The following is a 26662-nucleotide window of genomic DNA, read 5'->3' on the forward strand; positions in this document are numbered from 1 at the left end:
CGCATTCATCGTGACAGGAGGCTTGTGTTGAGCTGGGTACCCGAGTCCGCGCGGATCGCCGTCGTCGGCTTGTCCTGCAGGTTCCCGAAATCACCTGACCCGGCGTCGTACTGGCGGCTGCTGGCAGGCGGCGGGGACGCGATCGGTCGCGCACCGCGGGACCGCCGGGACGCGGCGGGAGACCCGCCACCCGGTGGCTTCCTGGACCACGTCGACCGCTTCGACCCGGCGTTCTTCGGGATCCTGCCGCGGGAAGCGGGTGCGATGGACCCGCAGCAGCGGCTCGCGCTCGAGCTGTGCTGGGAGGCCGTCGAGGACGCCGGTGTGGTGCCGGAACGGTTGCGGGACACCGCGACCGGCGTGTTCATCGGCGCGATCTGGGACGACTACGCCGCGCTGGTGCACCGCCGAGGGACCGACGAGATCACCGCGCACTCGTTCACCGGACTGCAGCGGAGCATGATCTCCAACCGGGTGTCGTACCTCCTCGGCACCAGGGGACCGAGCCTCGTGGTCGACTGTGGACAGTCGTCGTCGCTGATGGCCGTGCACATGGCGTGCGAGAGCCTGCTGCGCGGTGAGTCGGAGCTCGCGCTCGCCGGTGGCGTCAACCTCGCGCTGTCCGACGACTGCACGATCGCGGCCGAACGGTTCGGCGGACTCTCCCCGGACGGCCGGTGCTACACCTTCGACGCCCGTGCGAACGGCTTCGTGCGGGGTGAGGGCGGCGGCATCGTGCTGCTCAAGCCGCTCGAGGCGGCACTCGCCGACGGCGACGACATCCACTGCGTGATCGCCGGTACCGCCACGAACAACGACGGCGGCGGCAGCAGTCTCACCTCACCCAACCGGGATGCCCAGCGCGAAGTGCTGCTGCTCGCCCAGCAGCGGGCGGGCGTGACGGCCGACGAGGTGCAGTACGTCGAGCTGCACGGCACCGGCACCCCCACGGGCGACCCCGTCGAGGCCGCCGCGCTCGCCGACGTGTTCGGCGACGCGCCGGTCGACGTCGGATCGGTCAAGACGAACATCGGGCACCTCGAAGCCGCGGCCGGTATCGCCGGCCTGCTCAAGGTTGCGCTCTCGCTGAAGCACCGGCAGCTGCCCGCGAGCCTGAACTTCGCCACCCCCGCGTTCCCGCTCGGCCCGGTGACGGTGCGCACCGAGCTGGGGCCGTGGCCCGAGCCGGACGTGCCGCTGGTCGCCGGGGTCAGCGCGTTCGGGCTCGGCGGAACCAACTGCCACGTGGTCGTGACCGAGGCTCCGCCCGTCAGGCCTCGGGACGCGGCGCACGCGGATCGCGGTGTGTGGGTGCTCTCCGCCAAGAACGAGCGGTCGCTGCGGGAACAGGCGCGCCGGCTGGCCGAGCACCCCGGTGACCTCGCGGACATCGGGCTCTCACTGGCCACGACGCGGACGGGCTTCCCGGTCCGCGCGGCCGTCACGGGTGATCGCACCGAGCTGAACGACGGACTGCTCGCGCTCGCCACCGGAATCCCAGCGCCCAGCCTGGTGCGCGGAACCGTCACCGGCGACCACCGGGTGGCGTTCGTCTTCCCCGGCCAGGGCGGCCAGTGGACGGGCATGGCCGCGGAGCTGATGCGTGCGGAACCGGTGTTCGCCGAGCACATGCGGTCGTGCGCCGCCGCTCTCGCCCCGCACGTCGACTTCGACCTGTTCGACGTGCTCGACGACGAGAAGGCGTTGCGCCGCATCGATGTCGTGCAGCCCGCACTGTTCGCGATGATGACCTCGCTCGCCGCGCTGTGGCGGGCGAACGGCGTCGAACCGGATGCCGTGGTCGGCCACAGCCAGGGTGAGATCGCCGCGGCCTACGTCGCGGGCGCGTTGTCGCTGCGGGACGCCGCGATGATCGTGGCGGTGCGCTCTCGGCTGCTCAGCACGCTCGTCGGGTCCGGCGGCATGATCTCCGTCGCGGCACCGGCGGACGAGGTGCGCGGGCTGCTGCAGGGCGACCTGGTGGTGGCCGCGGTGAACGGTCCCGGCTCGGTCGTCGTGTCCGGTCCCGACGACCAGCTCGACGCCTTCGCCGCCGCGCACCCGCTGCGCGTGCGGCGCATACCCGCCGACGTCGCTGGCCACTCCGCTCAGGTCGAGGCCGTCCGAGACCAGCTGATCGACCAGATCGCGGCGGTCACCCCGAGAGCGGCAGCGGTCCCGTTCCTGTCGACGGTCACCGGCGACTGGCTGGACGACACCACCGCGCTCGACGCGCATCACTGGTATCGCAACCTGCGGCAGACCGTCCAGTTCGCCCCTGCGGTCGAGCGGCTGGCGGGATTCGGCGTCCTGATCGAGGTCAGTCCGCACCCGGTGCTGACGATCGGCGCCCAGCAGACCTTCGAGGCAGCGGGCTCCGACACCGCCGTGATCGGCACGCTGCGCCGGGACGAGGGCGGGTTCCCGCGGGCGCTGGCGAACGCGCACGTCGCCGGGGTCGGCGTGGACTGGCACTCGGTCTTTCCCGGCGCCCGCCCGGTGCGGTTGCCGACGTACGGCTTCGATCGCCAGCGCTACTGGCTGGGCGACCACGACGCTCCCGTCATCACGGACCGGACCGACCACCTCGCGGTCGTCTGCGCGCACGTCCGCGCGATCACCGGCCGGGACCCGGATCCGGACCGGACTTTCAAGGACCTCGGACTGGACTCGCTCGCGGCCGTCGAGCTGCGCAACGGCCTCAACACCGGGCTCGGCGCCGACCTGCCGTCCTCGGCCGCGTTCGACCACCCGACGCCGCGGCTGCTCGCGGGCAGGCTGAGCGCACCGGGAACGACGGTCACCGCGCACGCCAAGGCCGTTGTGGACGAACCCATCGCGATCGTGGGGATGGCGTGCCGCTATCCCGGTGGTGTCACCTCACCGCTGGACCTCTGGAACCTCGCCGCCGACGGTGTCGACGCGATCACCGGCTTCCCGGAGAACCGCGGCTGGGACCTCGACGCGCTGTACGACCCGGCGATGAGCAGGCCGGGCACCTCCGCCGTGCGCGAAGGCGGTTTCCTGCACGACGCGGGCTTGTTCGATCCCGCGTTCTTCGGGATCAGCCCGCGCGAGGCGCTGGCGATGGACCCGCAGCAGCGGTTGCTGCTGGAGATCGCGTGGGAGGCGTGTGAACGCGCGGGCGTCGACCCGCGGTCCGCGGTCGGCGAGCGGGCCGGTGTGTTCATGGGCGTCATGGCTCAGGAGTACGGACCGCGGCTCGACGCCGCGCCTGACGGGCTCGGCGGCTACCTGCTGACCGGAACGACCACGAGCGTCGCATCGGGCCGGATCGCTTACGCCTTCGGGTGGAACGGACCGGCGGTCACCGTCGACACCGCCTGTTCCGCGTCACTCGTGGCGATTCACCTCGCGGCGCAGTCACTGCGCACCGGTGAGAGCGATGTCGTGCTCGCCGGAGGCGCGGCGGTCATGGCGGGACCGGGCACGTTCGTCGAGTTCAGCAGGCAGGGTGGCCTCGCTCCGGACGGCCGCTGCAAACCGTTCTCCGCTGCGGCGGACGGCACCGGATGGGCCGAAGGCGCCGGCGTCGTCCTGATGGAGCGGTTGTCGGACGCGCGCCGCAACGGCCACCCGGTGCTCGCCGTCCTGCGCGGCAGCGCGATCAACTCCGACGGCGCGTCGAACGGGCTCACCGCGCCGAACGGGACGTCGCAGCAACGGGTGATCCACGCCGCGCTCGCCGCGGCCGGACTGTCCACTTCGGACATCGACGCGGTGGAGGCGCACGGCACGGGCACGGTGCTGGGCGACCCGATTGAGGCGACGGCGGTGCTCGCCACCTACGGGCAGGGGCGGGAGACGCCGCTGTACCTGGGTTCTCTCAAGTCGAACATCGGACACACCCAGGCCGCCGCCGGCGTGGGCGGCGTGATCAAGATGGTCATGGCGCTGCGCCACGGCGTGCTGCCCGGCACGCTGCACCTGGACGAGCCGTCCCCGCACGTCGACTGGGCGTCGGGGGCGGTCGAGCCGTTGACCGCCACCAGGCCGTGGCCGGAGGTCGGCCGGGTGCGCAGGGTGGGTGTGTCGTCGTTCGGCGTGAGCGGCACGAACTCGCACGTGATTCTCGAAGAGGCGCCGCTGGAGGAACCACGACCGGCACCCGTGCCGGTTCCGTGGGTGGTCTCCGGTCGCACGGTGCAGGCGGTGCGCGACCTGGCGGCCGCGGTCGGCTCGGTGGACGCGGACCCGGCTGTGGTCGGGTGTTCGCTCCTGACGACCCGGACGCCGCTGGAGTACCGGGCGGTGGTGCGGCCCGGCGAGACGGACTTCCCCGTGGCGGCGGCCCGGCGCGGCAAGGTCGCGTTCGTGTTCCCCGGCCAGGGCGCGCAGTGGGTGGGGATGGCGCTGCGGCTGGTCGAGGAGTCTCCGGTGTTCGCCGCCCGGCTGGCCGAGTGCGGGGACGCACTGGGGTGGGACGTGCCCGCCGTGCTCGCGGACGCGGAGGCGTTGCGGCGGGGCGACGTGGTGCAACCGGCGTTGTTCGCGGTGATGGTGTCCCTCGCCGAGCTGTGGCGTTCGTTCGGTGTCGAGCCGGACGCCGTGCTGGGGCACAGCCAGGGCGAGATCGCGGCCGCTGTCGTTTCGGGTGCGCTGTCGCTGGCCGACGGCGCGAAGATCGTGTTGTTGCGCAGCAAGGCGTTGCTGCGGATCGCCGGCCGTGGCGGCATGGTGTCCGTCGCGCTGCCGCGTGACCAGGTCGAGGGGATCTCGGTCGCGGCGGTGAACGGTCCGACGTCGACGGTCGTGTCCGGTTCCACGCGGGAGCTTGAAGACTTCGTCGCTCGGTGCGATGCGCGGACCAGGTGGATCGAGGTGGACTACGGCTCGCACTCCGCCGAGGTCGAGGAGCTCGAAGCCGAGCTGCTCGAGGTGCTGGCGGGGATCGAGCCACGGGCCGCACAGGTTCCGTTCTTCTCCACGGTGACCGGTGAGTGGCTGGACACGACGCGGCTCGACGCGGAGTACTGGTACCGGAACCTGCGGCAGACCGTCGAGTTCGACTGCGCCGTGAACACGCTGGCAGACGAGGGTTTCGCGTTCTTCGTCGAGGCGAGCCCGCACCCGGTGCTCGTGCCGGGCATCGAGATCGACGTGGTCGCGTCGGGCACGTTGCGCCGCGACGAGGGCGGCCTGGACAGGTTCCTGCTGTCGGCGGCCGAAGGGTATGCGCGAGGCGTGCCGGTCGAGTGGAGCCGGGTCTTCGCCGGCGCGGAGCGGACCGAACTGCCCACGTACGCGTTCCAGCGGGAGAACTTCTGGCTGCCGCGCGGTGAGTCCGTCATCGCACCGGCATCAGACGACTGGCACTACCGGACGTGCTGGGAGACGGCGCAGATCGGCGGGACGGGCCTGACCGGCACCTGGCTGGTGATCGGGAGTGATGCAGCGTCCGACGCGCTCGAGGTGGCCGGTGCGCGGGTCGTGACGGTCGCGGACCCGCGCGCCGACCGGGCGGAGCTGGCCGAGCGGCTCCGGGTCCTCGCGGGCGAGGAGATCACCGGTGTGGTGACCGTGCTGCCGGAGGACGACTTCCACCCGCTGCACCGGTCGGTGCCGTCGGGGATGGCGCTCGGCCTCGTGCTGACCCAGGCACTCGGTGACGCCGGGATCAGCGCGCCCGCCTGGTGGGTCACCACCGGAGCCGTGGACGGCGTGACCGCGCCGTGGCGGTCGGCGTTCTGGGGATTCGGCAGGGTGGCGGCGCTGGAGCACCCCGAACGCTGGGGCGGCATGATCGACCTGCCGGACGGGAACGATGCGTTCACCCGGCTCGCCGAGGTGCTCGCCGATCCGCGCGGAGAAGACCACATCGCGGTGCGGCCGGCCGGTGTCCGCACCCGGCGGTTGCGTCGAACCTCCCTCCGCGCCGGGGGAAAGTGGCAGCCTCGCGGCACGGTGCTGATCACGGGTGGCACCGGAGCGCTGGGTGCCAAGGTGGCCAAGCGGCTCGCGGAGAACGGCGCGGATCACCTCCTGCTCGTCAGCAGGCGCGGTGCGGATGCGCCGGGAGCCGCGGAGCTGCTCGCCGAACTGGACGCGCTGGGCTGCCGGGTGACCGTCGCCGCGTGCGACGTGGCCGACCGCGCCGAGCTCACCGCGTTGCTGGACACCGTGCCGGAGGACCAGCCGCTGACCGCGGTCGTCCACACGGCGGCGGTGCTGGACGACGGCCTCGTCGACGCGCTCGACCTCGGTCAGGTGGACCGGGCGCTGCGCGCGAAGGCCGTCGCCGCGCAGAACCTGCACGAGCTGACCACCGATCTCGACGCGTTCGTGTTGTTCTCGTCGTTCGCCGGAACGTTCGGTGCGGCCGGGCAGGCGAACTACGCGCCCGGCAACGCGTTCCTCGATGGGCTGGCCCAGCACCGCAGGTCGATCGGGCTCCCGGCGACGTCGGTCGCGTGGGGACCGTGGGCGCAGGGCGGCATGGCCGCCGACACCGACCTCGCGGCGATGCTGCGACGGCACGGCGTGCCGCAGATGGCGCCCGACCGCGCGCTCGACGCCATGGAGCTGGCGGTGCTGGGCGACGAGACCTGCGTGCTGGTCGCCGACGTCCAGTGGGAGCGGTTCGTCACCGCGTTCACCGCGAACCGGGCGACCCGGTTCCTCGACACCGTCCCGGATGCGGTCCCGGCTGGTGAACAGCGCGACCGGATCGACCCCTCGACCGCGCGGGACGTGGTGCGCGCACAGGTCGCGATCGTGCTGGGACACCGCGACCCGGCCTCGCTCGACCCGTCCCGCGCGCTGCGCGACCTCGGCTTCGACTCGGTGAGCGCGCTGGAGCTGCGCAACCGGCTCAGTGATCTCACCGGGTTGCGGCTGGCACCGACGGTCGTGTTCGACCACCCGAACGTCGACGCGCTCGCCGAGTTCGTCCGAACCGAGCTCACCGGTGCGACACCACGGGTCGCCGAGATCACCACCGCGCCCGTGGACCACGACCCGATCGTGATCGTCGGGCTCGGCTGCCGGTACGCGGGCGGTGTCCGGTCACCGCAGGAGTTCTGGGACCTGCTCGCCGCGGGCGGTGACGTGATCGGGGACTTCCCGGCCGACCGCGGCTGGGACCTCGACGCCCTGTACCACCCCGACCCGGCGCATCCGGACACGAGCTACGTCCGCCGCGGCGGGTTCCTCGACGACGCGGCGATGTTCGACCCCGAGTTCTTCGGGATCTCGCCGCGTGAAGCGCTGGCGATGGATCCGCAGCAGCGGTTGCTGCTCGAGACGTCGTGGCAGGCGCTGGAGCACGCGGGCATCGATCCGCTGTCGTTGCGCGGCAGCAGGACCGGGGTGTTCGTCGGCACGAACGGCCAGGACTACGCGGGCATGACCACCGCGGCACCGGAAGAGACGCAGGGCTACCTCGGCACCGGCACCATCGCGAGCGTCCTGTCCGGCCGGGTCGCCTACTCCTTCGGGCTGGAAGGACCGGCCGTCTCCGTCGACACCGCGTGCTCGGCTTCCCTGGTCGCGCTGCACTGGGCGATTCGGTCACTGCGCGCGGGGGAGTGCGACGCGGCGCTGGTCGGCGGCGTGACGGTGATGTCCACGCCCGGCTTGTTCGTGGAGTTCAGCAGGCAGCGCGGCCTCGCTCCGGACGGGCGCACCAAGCCCTTCGCCGCCGCGGCCGACGGCGCGGGCTTCGCCGAAGGCATCGGCGTCGTGGTCGTGGAACGGATGTCCGACGCGCTCCGCTCCGGCCACCAGGTGCTGGCGGTCGTGCGCGGCAGCGCGATCAACTCCGACGGTGCCTCGAACGGGCTCACCGCGCCGAACGGCCTCGCCCAGCAACGGGTCATCCGGCAGGCGCTCGCCGACGCCGGACTGTCCACTTCGGACGTGGACGTGGTGGAGGCGCACGGCACCGGCACCACGCTCGGCGACCCGATCGAGGCGCAGGCGGTGCTCGCCACGTACGGGCAGGACCGGGACGAGCCGGTGCGGCTCGGCTCCGTGAAGTCGAACATCGGGCACACGCAGGCGGCCGCCGGCATCACCGGCGTCATCAAGATGGTGCTGGCCCTGCGCAACGAGATGGTGCCCGCCACCCTGAACGTGGACGCGCCCACGCCGCACGTCGACTGGTCGGCCGGTTCGGCCGAGCTGGTGACCGGCAACGCCCCGTGGCCCCGGACCGGCCGTCCGCGGCGGGCCGCGGTGTCCTCGTTCGGCGTCAGCGGGACGAACGCGCACGTGGTTCTCGAGGAAGGCCCGGTTGACGCGGCGCGTGAGCGGTCCGCTCGGGTGGCGGTGCCGTTGGTCGTGTCCGGCCGGACACCGGAGGCTGTGCGGGAGCTGGCGGACGCGGTTCGGGCGGTGGACGCGGATCCTGCGGATGTCGGGTTCTCGTTGCTGGCGCGGTCGCGGTTCGAGTACCGGGCCGTGGTGGGTGGCGTTCCGGTCGCGGCGCGGGACGGCAAGGTCGCGTTCGTGTTCCCCGGTCAGGGGTCGCAGTGGGCTGGGATGGCTCTGCGTTTGGTTGATGAGTCGCTGGTGTTCGCGGCGAAGCTCGCTGAGTGCGGTGTGGCGTTGGGTTGGGATTTGCCCGCGGTGCTGGCTGACCAAGCCGCGATGGAGCGGGTTGATGTCGTTCAACCTGCTTTGTTCGCGGTGATGGTGTCGTTGGCGGAGTTGTGGCGTTCGTACGGTGTCGAGCCCGCTGCGGTGGTTGGCCACAGCCAGGGTGAGATCGCTGCTGCGTGCGTCGCTGGTGCGTTGTCGTTGCGGGATGCGGCGAAGATCGTGTTGTTGCGCAGCAAGGCGTTGACGCGCATTGCCGGTCTGGGTGGCATGGTGTCCGTTGCGCTGCCGCGTGACGAGGTCGAGGGGATCTCGATCGCTGCGGTGAATGGTCCGAGGTCGACGGTGGTGTCGGGTTCGGTGGCGGAGCTGGACGAGTTCGTGGCACGTTGCCAGGGACGCACGCGCCGGATTCCGGTGGGCTACGGGTCGCATTCGGCTCAGGTGGAGCAGCTGGAAGCGGAGCTGTTCGAGGTTCTGGCGGGGATCGAGCCGCGTGCCTCGGAGATTCCGTTCTTCTCCACGGTGACGGGTGAGTGGCTGGACACGACTCAGCTGGATGCCGAGTACTGGTACCGCAATCTGCGGCAGACGGTCGAGTTCGACCGGGCTGTCACGGGGCTGGCGGACGAAGGTTTCTCGTTCTTCGTGGAGGTGAGCCCGCATCCGGTGCTGGTGCCCGGTATCGAGGCGGATGTCGTTGCGCTGGGCACGCTGCGGCGTGACGAGGGCGGCCTTGACCGGTTCCACCTCTCGGCGGCCGAGGCGTTGGTGCACGGTGTCGACGTCGACTTCGGGCCGATGCCGGGTGGACGGCGGATCGAGCTGCCCACGTACCCGTTCCAGCGGCAGAGGTTCTGGCTGGAGCACACCGCGGTCGAGCGGCGGACCACCGATCACCCGTTGCTCGACGCGATCGTCCCGCTGGCCGACGGGGACGGACTCCTGCTCACCGGCAGGTTCTCGCTCCGCACGCATCCGTGGCTCGCCGATCACGCCGTGTCGGGCACGGTGCTGCTTCCCGGCACCGCGTTCGCCGAGCTGGCCGTCCGGGCCGCCGACGAGATCGGGTGCGACCTGGTCGAGGAGCTCACGCTCGAAGCCCCTCTGGTCGTGCCAGCCGAGGGTGTCGTGCACCTGCAGGTGGTGGTCGGGGAAAGCCGGAGCATCGCCGTTCACGCCCGGATCGACGACGGCCCGTGGACCCGGCACGCCACCGGGTTCCTGGGGTCCGGCGCGGGAACCGGGGTCGCGCTCGCGGAGTGGCCGCCTGCCGGTGCGGAAGCACTCGAGGTGTCCTACGACCGGATCGCGAGCCTCGGCTACGACTACGGCCCGGTGTTCCGGGGACTGCGCGCCGCCTGGCGGCGAGGTGACGAGCTGTTCGCCGAGGTGGCGTTGCCCGTCGAGCCGGGCGGGTTCGGCATCCACCCGGCGCTGCTCGACGCGGCGATCCACCCGTGGCTGCTGAGCTCGGCCGACGAGGGCAGGCTGCCGTTCAGCTGGTCCGGTTTCGCCCTGCACGCCGGGGGAGCGACCGAGCTGCGCGTGCGGATCACCCCGGCAGGAGACGGTGTGTCGCTCGCGGTCGCCGATCGCACGGGTGCTCCCGTGGCGACGCTCGACTCGCTGATGGCGCGGCGGATGGAGCCGGGCGCGATCGGGGACCTCCCGCTGTACCGCGTCGACTGGCGTCCGGTGGCCGGTGCGTCCGCGCCGCAGTGGGCGACGTGGCCCGAGGTGGCGGACGTCGTGGTGCACCGCTGTCCGGAGGAACTGGGCGATCCGCTGGCCGGGGCGCGTGCGTCGACCAACCGCGTGCTCGGTGTGCTGCAGGACTTCCTCGCCGACGAACGGTACGAGGGCTCCCGGCTCGTGCTGGTCACGCGGGGCGCGCTGGACGAGAACCTGGCGCAGTCGCCGGTGTGGGGCCTGGTGCGCACCGCGCAGACCGAGCACCCCGGCCGGTTCACCCTGGTGGACCTCGACGACGAGCAGACGTTGCCGTCCGTCCTCGGCCTGGCCGAGCCGCAGATCATCGTGCGGGACGGCGAACCGCTGGTGCCCCGGTTGAACCGCGCGCCGCTCGGCCGGAGTCCGGAGTGGACGGACGGGCGAGTGCTGGTCACCGGGGCGTCCGGCGTGCTCGGTGGCGTGGTGGCACGGCACCTGGCGACGTGCGGCGTCCGGGAGCTGTTGCTGCTCAGCCGATCCGGCGGCTCCGCGGAGCTGGTCGACGAACTGACTGAGCTCGGGGTCGACGTGGTCGCGACGGCGTGCGACGTGGGCGACCGGGAGGCGTTGGCCGCGGTGCTGGCCGAACACCCGGTGACCGCGGTCGTGCACGCGGCGGGCGCGGTGGACGACGGGGTGCTCACGGCGCAGACCCAAGCCCAGGTGGATGCGGTGTTCCGGCCGAAGGCCGACGCCGCCTGGTACCTGCACGAGCTCACCTCGGACCTCAAGGCGTTCGTGTTGTTCTCCTCGGCCGCCGCGACGTTCGGTGCCGCAGGCCAGGCGAACTACGCGGCGGCCAACGCCTTCGTGGACGCACTGGCCGCCCACCGGCGGGCGCACGGCCAGCCCGCGGTCTCGCTGGCGTGGGGCCTGTGGGACGAGCGCAGTGCGCTGACCGGTGACCTCGGCGACGCCGACGTGTCCCGGATGGCCCGCACGGGTGTCGTCGGCCTGTCCACACAGGACGGCGTCGCGCTGTTCGACGCCGCGCTCGACGCGGGCGAGGCACTGCTCGTGCCCGCCAGGCTCGACCTCGCACCTCGTGCCGACGTGCCCGCGTTGCTGCGCGGGCTGGTCCGCACGACCCGGCGGCAGGCCAGCGCCGAACCGTTCGCCATGACCGAGGAACGCGTGCTCGACCTCGTCCGCACGCACGCGGGTGAGGTGCTCGGGTTCACCACGCCCGTCGCGGCGGACCGGCGGTTCGCCGACCTCGGCTTCGACTCGCTCACCGCGGTGGAACTGCGCAACCGGCTCACCGTCGTGACCGGCCTGCGGCTGCCCGCGACACTGGTGTTCGACCACCCGACCCCGCTCCTGCTGGCGAAGCACATCCTCGGCACCACCCCGGTGGCCGAGTCGACTGCGACGGCGCCGGCCGACGAGCCGATCGCGATCATCGGCATGGCCTGCCGCTATCCGGGAGGCGTCGCGTCACCGGAGGACCTGTGGCGGCTGGTCGCCGAGGGCGGCGACGCGATCACGGAGTTCCCGGAGAACCGCGGCTGGGACGTCGACGGCATCTACGACCCGGACCCCGAGGCGTCCGGCCGGACCTACACCCGTCACGGCGGCTTCCTGCACGACGCGGGGTTGTTCGACCCGGCGTTCTTCGGCATCTCGCCGCGCGAGGCACTGGCGATGGATCCGCAGCACCGGTTGCTGCTGGAGACCTCGTGGGAGGCAGTCGAACGCGCGGGCATCGACCCTCGTTCACTGGCGGGTTCCCGCACCGGCGTGTTCGCCGGACTGATGTACCACGACTACGCCTCCGGTCTGCGGCAGGTTCCGGCGGATGTGGAGGGCTACCTGAGCAACGGCGTCGCGGGCAGCATCGCGACCGGCCGGATCGCCTACACGTTCGGGTTCGAAGGCCCGGCCGTCACGGTCGACACCGCGTGCTCCTCCTCGTTGGTCGCTCTGCACTGGGCGGTGCAGTCGCTGCGCAACGGTGAGTGCGCACTGGCGCTGGCGGGTGGCGCGACCGTCATGTCCACACCCGTGCCGTTCACCGGGTTCAGCAGGCAGCGGGGACTCGCCGTCGACGGCAGGTGCAAGCCGTTCTCGTCGTCGGCCGACGGCACCGGCTGGTCAGAGGGCGTCGGTGTGCTGCTGGTCGAGCGACTGTCCGACGCCGTCCGCAACGGACACCCTGTGCTGGCCGTCGTGCGCGGCACCGCGATCAACCAGGACGGTGCGTCCAACGGCCTCACGGCGCCGAACGGCCCGGCGCAGCAACGCGTCATCCGGCAGGCGCTGCGGTCCGCGGGACTCGCCGCCGCCCAGGTCGATCTCGTCGAGGCGCACGGCACCGGCACGGTGCTGGGCGATCCCATCGAGGCGCAGGCGCTGCTGGCGACCTACGGGCAGGACCGCGAGACCCCGGCACATCTGGGGTCGCTGAAGTCGAACATCGGACACGCGCAGGCCGCGGCCGGCGTCGGCGGCGTCATCAAGGCCGTCATGGCCATGCGGCACGGCGTGCTGCCCAAGACGGTGCACGTCGACGAGCCGACGCCGCACGTGGACTGGTCGGCGGGCGCGGTCTCGTTGCTGACCGAGGCGCGGGACTGGCCACGTGGCGACGAACCACGGCGCGCGGCCGTGTCCTCCTTCGGGGCCAGCGGCACGAACGCTCACGTCATCGTGGAGGAAGCTCCGGCTGAGGTCAGCGTGGAGCCAGCGACTGCCGTTTCCTTGCCTTGGGTGTTGTCGGGGCGGTCGCCGGACGCGGTGCGTTCGCTGGCCGCGGCCGTGCGAGGTGTCGAGGCTGATCCGGCTGACGTGGCGGTGTCCTTGCTGGCGCGGTCGCGGTTCGAGTACCGGGCGTTGGTGCGGCCCGGCGATGTGGACTTCCCTGTGGTCGCGGCGAGGGACGGCAAGGTCGCGTTCGTGTTCCCCGGTCAGGGTTCGCAGTGGGCTGGGATGGCGTTGCGTTTGGTTGATGAGTCGCCGGTGTTCGCGGCGAAGCTCGTCGAGTGCAGTGCTGCTTTGGGCTGGGACCTGCCTGCGGTGTTGGCCGATGAGGCTGGACTGGGGCGGGTTGATGTTGTTCAGCCTGCTTTGTTCGCGGTGATGGTGTCGTTGGCGGAGTTGTGGCGTTCGTACGGTGTCGAGCCCGCTGCGGTGGTGGGTCATTCGCAGGGTGAGATTGCGGCGGCTTGTGTCGCGGGTGCGTTGTCGTTGCGGGATGCGGCGAAGATCGTGTTGTTGCGCAGCAAGGCGTTGACGCGGATTGCTGGCTTGGGTGGCATGGTGTCCGTCGCGCTGCCGCGTGATGAGGTCGACGGGATCTCGATCGCTGCGGTGAATGGTCCGAGGTCGACGGTGGTGTCGGGTTCGGTGGCGGAGCTGGACGAGTTCGTGGCACGTTGCCAGGGCCGCACGCGCCGGATTCCGGTGGACTACGGGTCGCATTCGGCTCAGGTGGAGCAGCTGGAAGCGGAGCTGTTCGAGGTGCTGGCAGGCATCGAGCCGCGCACGTCTGACATCCCGTTCTTCTCCACCGTGACCGGCGAGTGGCTGGACACGATCCAGCTGGACGCGGACTACTGGTACCGCAACCTGCGGCAGACGGTCGAGTTCGACCGGGCTGTCACCGCGTTGGCGGGGGAGGACTTCTCGTTCTTCGTCGAGGTGAGCCCGCATCCGGTGTTGGTACCGGGTATCGAGGCGGATGTTGTTGCGCTGGGCACGTTGCGGCGTGACGAGGGCGGCCTTGACCGGTTCCACCTCTCGGCGGCTGAGGCGTTGGTGCACGGTGTCGATGTCGACTTCGGGCCGATGCCGGGCGGACGGCGGATCGAGCTGCCCACGTACCCGTTCCAGCGGGAGAACTTCTGGCTGCAGTCGACCGGCGCGGAACCCGATGGCCACCCGCTGCTCGGCCGGGCCGTGGACGTGGCAGGCGAGGACACGGTCGTGTTCACCACCGCGCTGTCGGTGCGGACGCACCCGTGGCTGGCGGATCACGCGGTGTCGGGCACGGTGCTGTTGCCGGGGACGGCGTTCGTGGAGCTCGCACTCGCGGCCGGCGAGGAGGTCGGCTGCGACGTGCTCGCGGACCTCACGCTGGAGGCGCCGCTCGTCGTGCCGGAACGCGGCGCGGTCGAGATCCAGGTGACCGTCCAGGACCGGGCTTTGCGCGTGTACTCCCGGGACGGGGACGAATGGGTGCCGCACGCGAGCGGCCAGCTCGGCTCGTCCACCGGCTCGTCGGGCGTTGAGCTCGCGGAGTGGCCACCGGCGGGCGCGGAGCCCGTCGACCTCACCGAGTTCTACCCGGATCTCGCAGAAGGTGGTTTCGGCTACGGGCCCGCGTTCCAGGGGCTGCGCGCGGCGTGGCGGCGCGGCGACGAGATCTTCGCGGACGTGTCGGTGGGCGAGGACGTGACACCGTTCGGAGTGCATCCGGCGTTGCTCGACGCGGCGCTGCAGACGAGTCACCTCAGCGCGCTCGCCGGACAGTGCCTGCCGTTCTCCTGGCAGGACGTCGAACTGCACGCCACCGGTGCCACCGCGCTGCGGGTGCGGATGACACCGGACGGCACCGAGTCCCTCGCCCTGCTGGTCGCGGACACCACCGGACGTACGGTCCTGTCGGTCGGCCGCGTGTCGGTGCGCCCGTTCGAACGGTTGCGCGACAACGGATCGCTGCACCGCGTCGGCTGGGTCGACGCCCCGCCCGCTGGCGAGAGCGCCGACGTCACCGTGCTGACCTGCGAGCCCGCGCCGGGCGACGTGCCGGAGTCGGTGCGCGCCAGCGTGGTCGCGGTGCTCGAGGCGGTGCGGAACCACGTGGACGAGCCGTCCAGGCTGGTGATCGACACGAGTGGCCTGTCCGAGCTCGTCCGGCCCGCGGTGCACGGACTGGTGAGGTCGGCGCAGACCGAACATCCCGGCCGGTTCACCCTCGTGGACCTCGACGACCCGGCCGCGCTGCCCACCGTGCTCGCACTGGACGAGCCGGAGATCCGCGTTCGTGACGGCCGGACTCAGATCCCGAAGCTGGTGCGAGTGGCGGCCGAACCCAACAGTCCGATGTGGACCGAAGACGACCGCGTGCTGATCACCGGCGCCTCCGGCACCCTCGGTGGCCTGGTCGCCCGGCACCTGGTGATCGAGCACGGCGTGCGAAACCTGCTGCTGCTCAGCCGTGGCGCCGTCCCGGCCGAGCTGGTGGCGGAGCTGTCCGCGCACGGTGCCGGGGTGACCACGGCGGCTTGTGACGTGTCCGACCGTGCGGCACTCGCGGAGGTGCTGGCCGGCCATCCGGTGACTGCTGTCGTGCACGCGGCGGGCGCGCTCGATGACGGCGTGGTCGCCGCGCTCACCCCGGACCGCGTCGACGCGGTGCTGCGCCCCAAGGTCGACGGCGCGTGGCACCTGCACGAGCTCACCGGTGACCTCAAGGCGTTCGTGTTGTTCTCCTCGGCCGCGGGGACGATCGGTAGCCCCGGCCAGGCGAACTACGCGGCGGCCAACGCGTTCCTCGACGGTCTCGCGGAGCACCGGCACGATCTGGGACTGCCCGCGGTGTCGCTGGCCTGGGGTCTGTGGGAGCGCAGCAGCGGGCTGACAGGGAACCTGGCCGACGTCGACCACGCCCGGCTGCGCCGCATGGGTGCCCAGCCGATGAGCGACGCCGAAGGACTGGCGCTGTTCGACCTCGCGATCACGCAGGACGAACCGGTGCTCGTGACCGGGAAGATCACCCCACAGGTCCGCAAGCCGGTGCGCAGGACGGTCACCGCCGAGCCCGTCGGCCGGTCCGAGGAGGCACTGCTCGAGCTCGTGCGCGGCCAGGCCGCGGCCGTGCTCGGCCACGCCTCACCGTCGACCGTGGCCGGCCACAAGGCGTTCCGCGACCTGGGCTTCGACTCGCTGACCGCGGTGGAGCTGCGCAACCGGCTCAGCGCGCTGACCGGGATGCGGCTGCCCGCGACACTGGTGTTCGATCACCCGACCCCGGAGGCGCTGGCCCGGTACCTGACCGGCGACCGGACTCCGGGCCGTGCGCGCACCGAGGTCACGGCCGACGAGCCGATCGCGATCATCGGCATGGCCTGCCGCTACCCCGGCGGCGTCGCGACACCGGACGACCTGTGGCACCTCGTGGCCACCGGCGGTGACGCGATCACCGAGTTCCCGACCGACCGCGGCTGGGACGTCGAGCAGATCATCGAGTCGGGCAGGAGCTACGTCCGCGAGGGCGGCTTCCTGCACGACGCGGCGTGGTTCGACGCGGCGTTCTTCGGGATCAGTCCGCGCGAGGCGCTCGCGATGGACCCGCAGCAACGGCTGCTGCTGGAGACCTCGTGGGAGGTGCTCGAACGCGCGGGCATCGACCCGGAAGCGTTGCGCGGCAGCGACACCGGTGTGTTCGCCGGAGTCATGTACCACGACTACACGGCCCGCATCGGCGCCGTTCCCGAGGACGTCCAGGGCTATCTCGGCAGCGGCGGGTCCGCCAGCGTCGTGACCGGCAGGGTCGCGTACACGTTCGGCTTCGAGGGGCCCGCGGTCACGGTGGACACCGCGTGCTCGTCGTCGCTCGTGGCGTTGCAGCTCGCGTGCCAGTCGCTGCGGCGCGGTGAGACCTCGCTGGCGCTGGCCGCCGGTGTCACGGTGATGCCGACGCCCGGCGGGTTCGTCGAGTTCAGCCGCCAGCGGGGACTGGCGCCGGACGGGCGCTGCAAGCCGTTCGCGGCGGCGGCCGACGGCACCGGCTGGTCCGAGGGCGCGGGCGTCCTGCTGGTGGAACGGTTGTCGGACGCGCGCCGCAACGGACATCAGGTGCTGGCGGTCGTGCGCGGCGTCGCGGTCAACCAGGACGGCGCGTCGAACGGCCTGACCGCGCCGAACGGCCCGAGTCAGGAACGGGTGATCAGGCAGGCGCTGGACGTCGCCGGTCTGTCCACTTCGGACGTGGACGTGGTGGAGGCGCACGGGACCGGCACGGTGCTGGGCGACCCCATCGAGGCACAGGCGATTCTCGCCACGTACGGACAGGAACGGGAGACGCCCCTCTACCTGGGGTCGCTGAAGTCGAACATCGGGCACGCGCAGGCGGCGGCCGGTGTCGGTGGTGTCATCAAGATGGTGCAGGCGATGCGGCACGGCGTGCTGCCCAAGACGTTGCACGTCGACGAGCCGTCACCGCACGTGGACTGGTCGACCGGCGCGGTCGAGCTGCTCACGGATGCCAGGGAGTGGCCCGAGCTGGGCAGGCCGCGCCGTGCCGCGGTGTCGTCGTTCGGCGTCAGCGGCACGAACGCCCACGTGATCCTGGAGGGCGTGCCTCAGGAAGAGCGTGCCGAAGGTGCCGCGGAGGTCCCGCTTCCGTGGGTGCTGAGCGCGAAGACGCCGGAGGCGGTGCGGGAGCAGGCACGCGCGCTGCGCGACCACCCGGCGGATCCCGCCGACGTGGCGTTCACGTTGCTGACCGCACGAGCGGCACTGGAGCACCGTGCGGCGATCCGCCCCGCCGAGCTGGAACGGCTGATCGACGGCGTGCTTCCGATCACCGCCGCGCGCAGCGGCAAGGTGGCGTTCGTGTTCCCCGGCCAGGGCTCGCAGTGGCCGGGGATGGCGCTGGCGCTGGCCGAGGAGTCGCCGGTGTTCGCCGCCCGGCTCGCGGAATGTGGTGCGGCCCTCGGCTGGAACCTCAACGACATCCTGGCCGATGACGAAGCGCTGAGCCGGGTCGACGTCGTGCAACCCGCGTTGTTCTCCGTCATGGTGTCGCTGGCGGCGTTGTGGCGGTCGTTCGGTGTGGAGCCGTCGGCTGTGGTTGGTCACAGTCAGGGTGAGATCGCCGCGGCGTGTGTGGCTGGCGCGTTGTCCCTTGAGGATGCGGCGCGGATCGTGCGGCTGCGCAGTGAGTTGATCGGACGGACGCTGGCGGGCCGGGGCGCGATGATGTCCGTGCTGGCGCCCTACGACGACGTGCTGGGATTGCTGGCGGGCTGGGAGGACAGGCTCTGGGTCGCTGCGGTCAACGGCCCGGCGTCGGTCACGGTCTCGGGTGACGCTGACGCCATGGCCGGCTTCGGGATCGTGCTGTCCGAAGCCGGAGTACTGCGGTGGCAGCTGCCCGGTGTCGACTTCGCCGGCCACTCCGGGCACGTTGAGGAGATCCGCGAGGAGTTGCTCGCGATCGCCGCGGGCGTTGTTCCGAGTGAGTCGCAGATCCCCTTCTACTCCACGGCGGATCAGAAGTGGCTCGATGGCACCGAGCTGGACGCGGAGTACTGGTACCGCAACCTGCGCCAGCCCGTGCGGTTCGACCAGGCCATGAACACCCTGCCGGACGAGGGTTTCGGGTTCTTCGTCGAGATGAGCCCGCACCCGCTGCTGGTGCCCGATCTGCGCGACGACGTCACCGGTGTCGGTTCGCTGCGACGCGATGAAGGCGGCCTGGAGAGGTTCGCGCTGTCACTGGGCGAGGCGCACGCGCACGGTGTCGCGGTCAACTGGAGTCCGCTGACGGCGGGGGCGCGTCGGGTGGATCTGCCGACGTATCCGTTCCAGCGCCAGCGGTTCTGGCTGGAGTCGGCAGGCGACGACGTGCGGGCGGACCACCCGCTGCTCGACCGGATCACCCCGACCGTCGACGGCCTGCTCGGCACCGGACGGCTCTCGGTGCGCAGGCAGTCCTGGCTCGCCGGACACGCGTTCGACGGCGCGGTGCTGGTGCCGGGTGCGGCATTCGCCGAGATGGCGTTGCGGGCAGGCGACGAACTGGGCTGCGACGCGGTCGCGGAGCTCACCCTCGCCGCACCCGCCGTGCTGCCCGAACGCGGCGAGCTCGAGCTCCAGCTCACCGTTGGTGCACAAGGCCAGGACGGCAGCCGTCCGCTGACCGTGCACTCGCGCGGTGCCGACGGCACCTGGCTGCAGCACGCGACCGGCTCGCTCACCAGCGGCGGTCGCGTCCCGGCGAACGAGCAGACCTGGCCGCCCGCGGACGCCGTCCCGGTCGACCTCGACGGCTTCTACGACACCCTGAACGAGCGCGGCTACGGCTACGGCGAGGCGTTCCAGGGCCTGCGCGCCGCGTGGTGCGACGGCGACCAGGTGCTCGCGGAGGTGCGGCTCCCGGACGACGTCGACAGCACCGGTTTCGGCATCCACCCGGCGCTGCTGGACGCCGCGCTGCACACCGTCGGCCTGCTGACGACCGACGACCAGCCGCGACTTCCGTTCTCCTGGAACGAGATCAGGCTGCACGCCACCGGCGCGAGGTCGGTGCGGGCCCGGCTCGTGCGGCACGGCGACGCCGTGGGACTGGAGCTGGCGGACGACACCGGTCAGCCCGTCGCGTCGATCGGCTCGCTGCTTTCGCGACCCGTCTCGATCACGCGCACCGCGCTGCCCTACCGGCTCGACCTGGTGCCGTGCACCGGTGAACGTCACCACGACGGCCCGTGGACCGCGGTTCTCCCGGACGGCACGTGGGCGGACCTCGCCGAGCTGACCGTGATCCGCCCGCTGGACGGCTCCGGTGACGACCTCACCGCCGCGGTCCACGACGCGAGCCAACGTGCGCTGTTGCTGGCGCGGACCTGGCTGGCCGAGGAGACCGACGCACGCCTGGTGTTCGTCACCAGGAGCACCGACCTGGCGCACGCCGCCGCGCGCGGACTGCTGCGCACCGCCCAGTCGGAGAACCCGGACCGGTTCGTGATCGTGGAGACGGACCGGGACGAACTCCCGGCCGACGTGCTGCGGGACGCGCTCGCGACCGGTGAGTCCCAGCTCGTCCTGCACGAAGACGACGTGCTCGTGCCGATGCTGGCCAAGCAGACCGGAACCCTCGTCCTGCCCGCGGATCGGAGTTGGCGGCTCGACGTCACCAGCAACGGCACGCTGGAGAACCTCGCGTTCCTCCCGCACGAGCCCGCGCCGCTGGCCGACGGCCAGGTGCGGATCGAGGTCCGTGCCGCAGGCGTCAACTTCCGCGACGTCCTCGTGGGCCTCGGCATGTACCCCGGCGAGACCGAGATGGGCAGCGAGGGCGCTGGCGTCGTCGTCGAAGTCGGGCCCGGCGTCACCGCGCTCGCACCGGGCGACCGGGTGATGGGACTGCTCGCCGGTGGTTTCGCGCCGACCGTCGCGGTCGACCACCGGTGGGTGACCAGGATGCCGGACTCCTGGTCGTACACCGAGGCCGCGGCCGTGCCGATCGCCTTCCTGACGGCCTACCACGGCCTGGTCGACCTGGCCCGCCTGCGCGCGGGGGAATCCGTGCTGATCCACTCCGCCACCGGCGGCGTAGGCATGGCGGCACTGCAGATCGCCCGGCACCTCGGCGCGGAGGTCTTCGCGACGGCGAGCCCTCCCAAGTGGGACACCCTGCGCGCCGAGGGCTTCGACGACGAGCACATCGCCTCTTCACGCGACCTCGGCTTCGAGCGGAAGTTCCTCGACGCCACGGCGGGCAACGGCGTGGACGTCGTGCTCTGCTCGCTGGCCAAGGAGTTCGTCGACGCCTCGTTGCGGCTGCAGCCGAACGGCGGGCGGTTCGCCGAGATGGGCAAGACCGACGTCCGCGACGCGGACGAGATCGCCGCCGCACATCCGGGCGTCGCTTACCAGGCGTATGACCTGATCGAAGCCGGACCGGAACGCATCCACGCGATGCTGAACGAGGTGCTGGAGCTGTTCGCGCAGGGTGCGCTCAAGCCGATCCCGACGTCCGAATGGGACATTCGCCAAGCGCCGGAGGCGTTGCGCTTCCTCAGCCAGGCCAGGCACATCGGCAAGCTCGTGTTCACCGTGCCGCGCACGATGGACCCGGACGGCACGGTGCTGGTCACCGGCGGCACCGGCACGCTCGGTGGTCTCGTCGCCCGGCACCTGGTCGTCGAACGCGGAGTCCGCCACCTCGTACTCGCCGGTCGCAGCGGCACTGCCGACGTCGCCGCGGAGCTCACCGCGGCCGGTGCCGAGGTCACCGTCGCGGCCTGCGACGTCACCGACCGCGCCGCGCTCGCGGCACTGCTGGCCCGGATCCCGGCCGCGCACCCGCTGACCGGCGTCGTGCACGCGGCGGGGGTGCTGGACGACGGCCTGCTCACCTCGCTCACCCCGGACCGGGTGGCGCACGTGTTGCGCGCCAAGGCGGACGCCGCGATCACCCTGCACGAGCTCACCCAGCACGACGACCTGGCCGAGTTCATCCTCTTCTCCTCGGTGGCCGGTGTGTTCGGCGGTTCCGGCCAGGCGGCCTACGCCGCCGCCAACTCGCTGCTCGACGCGCTCGCCCGGCACCGCCGCGCGAACGGCCTGGCCGGGACGTCGATGGCCTGGGGCCACTGGGACGTGCGGACCGGACTGACCGCACACCTGGACCACGCCGACCTGAGCCGGATGGCCCGCTCGGGCATCCTGCCGATGAAACCGGCCGACGCACTGGCCCTGTTCGACGCGGCGACCCGCTCGGCGGAACCCGTGTCCGTCGCGGCCCGGTTCGACCTCGCCGCCCTGCGCAACGCGGGCGCGCCACCGGCGCTGCGGGCGCTGACCGGTGCGCCTGCCCGGCGGATCGTGACGAGTGCGCCGATGGGCGACCGGTTCACCGCGCTCTCCGGCGCCGACCGCGAACGGGCACTGGTCGAGCTGGTGTGCGCACACGCCGCGACCGTGCTCGGCCACGCGGGCACCGCTGCCGTGCCCGCCGACCGGCCGTTCAAGGAACTGGGCTTCGACTCGCTGACCTCGGTCGAGCTGCGCAACCGGCTCGGTGTCGCCACCGGGCTCAAGCTCCCGGCGACGCTGATCTTCGACCACCCGACCCCCGCCGAGCTGGCCGTCCACATCGGACACGAGCTGGCCGGGACCCGGCAAGCTGTCGAGCCTGTCGCGGTGACGGCTGCCGCCGCCGACGATCCGATCGTGATCGTCGGGATGGCCTGCAGGCTGCCCGGCGGTGTTACCTCGGCCGAGGACCTGTGGCGGCTGGTCGCAGGCGGTGTGGACGCCATCTCGCCGTTCCCGTCGAACCGCGGCTGGACCTCGTTCGACTCGAACACCGGCGAGGGCGGCTTCGTGCTGGACGCCGACCGGTTCGACGCGGGACTGTTCCGCATCTCGCCGCGCGAGGCCGTCGCGATGGACCCGCAGCAACGGATGCTGCTGGAAACGTCGTGGGAGGCACTCGAACGGTCCGGCATCGACCCGATGTCGTTGCGCGGCAGCCAGACCGGCGTGTTCGTCGGCGCCGTGCCGCAGGACTACGGCCCCCGCCTGCACGAGCGCCACGACGTCGCCGACGGGCACCTGCTCACCGGCAACACGACCAGCGTCATCTCCGGCCGCGTCTCCTACGTGTTCGGGCTGGAGGGCCCTGCGGTCACGGTCGACACGGCCTGTTCCTCCTCGCTGGTCGCGATGCACCTCGCGGCACAGGCGCTGCGGGCGGGCGAGTGCACGCTCGCGCTGGCGGGCGGCGTGACCGTGATGGCGACACCCGGCGCGTTCGTCGAGTTCAGCAAGCAGGGCGGACTGGCCGCCGACGGCCGCTGCAAGGCGTTCGCGGGCGCGGCCAACGGTTTCGGCGCGGCCGAGGGCGCCGGCGTCGTGCTGCTCGAACGACTCTCCGACGCCCGCCGCAACGGCCACGAGGTGCTCGCCGTGCTGCGCGGCAGCGCGGTCAACCAGGACGGTGCGTCCAACGGGCTCACCGCGCCGAACGGGCCGTCGCAGCAGCGGGTGATCCGCAGGGCGCTCGCGAACGCGGACCTTGCTCCCTCCGACATCGACGTGGTGGAGGCGCACGGCACCGGCACCGCGCTCGGCGACCCCATCGAGGCGCAGGCGCTGCTCGCGACGTACGGCCAGGACCGCGACCGGCCGCTGTGGCTCGGTTCGGTCAAGTCGAACATCGGGCACACCCAGGCGGCCGCGGGCGTCGCGGCGGTGATCAAGATGGTGATGGCGCTGCGCAACGGCGTGCTGCCGAGGACGCTGCACGTCGACGAGCCCACACCGCACGTGCAGTGGGTGGACGGTGCGGTCCGGCTGCTGACCGAGGACGTTGCGTGGCAGCCGAACGGTCATCCGCGCCGGGCGGGCATCTCGTCGTTCGGCATCAGCGGCACGAACTCCCACCTCATCCTCGAAGCCCCGGAAGAGGCCCCACAGCTGTCGGACAGCCGGGACAGCTCGCCGCACGGCACCCCGTGGGTGTTGTCGGCGCGCGACGAACGCGCGGTGCGCGAGCAGGCCGGACGGCTGCGTGCGCACGTGCTGGCGAACCCCGGTCTGTCCGTCGACGACATCGGCTGGTCGCTGGTGTCCACCCGCGCGACGCTCGAGCACCGGGCCGTGGCCGTCGGCCGCGACCGGGACGAACTGGTGCAGGCGCTCGAGGGGCTGGCCGGTGACCAGCCGGTCGCCGGACTCGTCACGGGTACCGCGGCGGTCCGCGGCAAGATCGCCTTCGTCTTCCCCGGCCAGGGCTCGCAGTGGGCGGGCATGGCGGTGCGACTGGCTGACGAGTCGGCGGTGTTCGCGGCGAAGCTCGCGGAATGCGCGGCGGCGATCGGTGAGTTCGTCGACTGGGACCTGTACGACGTGCTGGCCGACGAGGCCGCGCTGGAGCGGGTCGACGTCGTGCAGCCCGCCTTGTTCGCGGTGATGGTGTCGCTGGCCGAGCTGTGGCGGGCGCACGGCGTCGAACCGGACGCCGTGGTCGGCCACAGCCAGGGTGAGATCGCCGCGGCCTGCGTCGCGGGCGCGTTGTCGCTCACCGACGCCGCGCGCGTGGTCACGTTGCGCGCCAAGGCACTCAGGCGGATCGCCGGACGCGGCGGCATGCTGTCCGTACCACTGCCACGCGACCAGGTCCGGATCACCGAGGGCCTGTCGATCGCCGCCGTCAACGGCCCGTCGTCGACCGTGGTGTCCGGCTCCACCGAAGCACTCGAAGAACTGCTGGAGAGCTACCTCGCCGAAGGCGTCCGGGCTCGGATGGTGCCGGTGGACTACGCCTCGCACTCCGCACACGTGGAGGAGCTGGAAGAGGAGCTGGCGGAGCTGCTGGCACCGATCACCCCGCTCCGGCCCGCGGTGCCGTTCTTCTCGACGGTCACCGGCGAGTGGGCGGACGCGCTGGACGCCGGCTACTGGTACCGCAACCTGCGCCGGACGGTCGAGTTCGACCAGGCCGTGACCTCGTTGCGGGACCAGGGTTTCGAGGTGTTCGTCGAGTCCAGCGCGCACCCCGTGCTGCCGATCACCGGGGACGACGTGGTGACGGTCGGCACGCTGCGCCGGGACGAGGGCGGACTCGAGCGGTTCGGCGTCTCGCTCGGTGAGGCGCACGTGCACGGCGTCGACGTCGACTGGGCGCCGCTGTTCACCGGAGCCCGCCGCGTGCCGCTGCCCACGTACGCGTTCCAGCGCGAACGCTACTGGCTGGAGCCCAGCATCTCGGCCGCCACGTCGCCCGAGGACCGGTTGCGGTACACGATGGCGTGGCGCCCGGTCTCGGTCGAACCTGCGGCGGCACAAGGAACCTGGCTGCTGCTCGTGCCGTCGGAGCAGGCGGATCATCCGGCTGTGCGCGTGACCGCGCAGGCTTTGCGCGACGTCGTGCCGATCTTCGTGGACTCGGCCGACCGCGCGGTGCTCGCCGACGAGATCCGCGGCCACGGCACACCGCAGGGCGTGGTGTCCCTGCTCGCACTGTCCGAACGCACGTACGACGGCGTTCCCGCACCGCTGGCGCTCAACGTGGCGCTGGCGCAAGGACTGCGGGACGCGGGCTGCGCGGCCCCGCTGTGGTGCCTGACGCAGGGCGCGGTCGGCACCGGCCCCGCCGACACCGTCGACAGCCCCGCACAGGCCCTCATGTGGGGACTCGGTTCTGTGCTGCGCCAGGCACAACCGCGGTCGTGGGGCGGCCTCATCGACCTCCCGCAGGACGTCACCGAGCAGGTCGCCGGACAGGTGGGCGCGCTGCTTACCCAGCGCGGCGAGGACGAGGTGGCGGTGCGGCCGTCCGGCGTGTTCGCCCGGCGACTGGTGCGCGCGCCGCTCGCCGACCGGCCCGCGGTGCGCGAGTGGACGCCCGAGGGCACGGTGCTGGTGACCGGTGGCACCGGAAAGCTCGGCGCTCACGTGGCGAGGTGGCTGGCGCGCAACGGCGCCGAGCACCTGCTGCTCGCGAGTCTGCGCGGGATGGACGCCCCCGGTGCTCCCGAGCTCGTCCACGAGCTGACCGAGCTCGGCGCGCGGGTCAGCGTGGTGTCCTGTGATCTCGCTGATCCCTCCGCGGTGGCCGGCCTGCTCGACGGCATCCCGCCCGAGTTCCCGCTGCGGGCGGTCATGCACACCGCGGCGATGCTGGACGACGCGCTGGTGGACGAGCTGACCGCCGGGCAGATGGACCGCGTGCTGCGGGTGAAGGCGCACACCGCCTGGCACCTGCACGAGCTGACGGCCGGTCACGACCTCTCCGCGTTCGTGCTGTTCTCCTCACTCGCGGGCAGCGCGGGTGACGTCGGCCAGGCGAACTACGCGCCGGGCAACGCGTTCCTGGACGCGCTCGCGCTGCACCGCCGCAGCCGCGGTCTGCCCGCCACCTCGGTGGCGTGGGGCCACTGGGCGGGTGGCGGCATCGGCGAGGGCGTCATCGAGGAACGGTTGCAACGCCTCGGTGTCACGCCGCTGCGTCCGGAAGTGGCCACCGCGGCGCTGCGCCGGGTGCTCGACCACGACGAGGTGTTCGTCGCGGTCGCGGACCTGGACTGGGCGTGCGTCGCGGAGGCCGGGTCGGCCAGGCCCAACCCGCTGCTCAGGGAGATCCCGGAGTTCGGGGTGTCCGAGGTGCCCGGCGACGACGCGCTGCGCGTGCGACTGGCGAAAGCGAAGGGTGCCGAGCGGGACGGGATCCTGCTCGACCTCGTGCGCGGTCACGCCGCCGCGGTGCTCGGGCACCGCTCGATCAGCGCGGTCGGTGCGCGGACCCCGTTCCACGACATCGGTTTCGACTCGGTGATGTCGGTGGACCTGCGCAACCGCCTCGAGGCCGCGACGGGCTGCAAGCTGCCCGCGTCGGTGCTGTTCGACCACCCGACGCCCGCTGGCGTGGTGGATCGACTGCGCGACGAGCTCGTCCTCGACGACAGGCCGACCCCGGCGTCGGTGCTCGCCGGCCTGAACCAGTTGAGCGACGAGCTGGCGGCGCTCAGCGCGGGCGGTGAGGACCACGACACGATCGCGCTGGTCCTGCGAAACCTCCTGGCGCAATGGACCGCGGCCGAGGACGTCGAAGAGATCGAGTCGGCATCGGCCGACGACCTGCTCGACCTGATTCAGCGGGAGTTCGGCAAGAACTGAACCGGTGTGGAGGTGTTTT

1 protein-coding gene is annotated in these 26662 nt (G+C 72.0%); it reads left to right on the plus strand.

All coding sequences use genetic code 11. The annotated features are described in order from the left end of the window. The first annotated feature begins 27 nt into the window (after positions 1-27). Complete coding sequence (locus FKR81_RS45335) at positions 28-26643, plus strand: type I polyketide synthase (protein WP_235922034.1); 26616 nt, start codon at positions 28-30, stop codon at positions 26641-26643. Positions 26644-26662: the final 19 nt, after the last annotated feature.

It is taken from the genome of Lentzea tibetensis, from assembly GCF_007845675.1.
Taxonomy (GTDB): Bacteria; Actinomycetota; Actinomycetes; order Mycobacteriales; family Pseudonocardiaceae; genus Lentzea; species Lentzea tibetensis.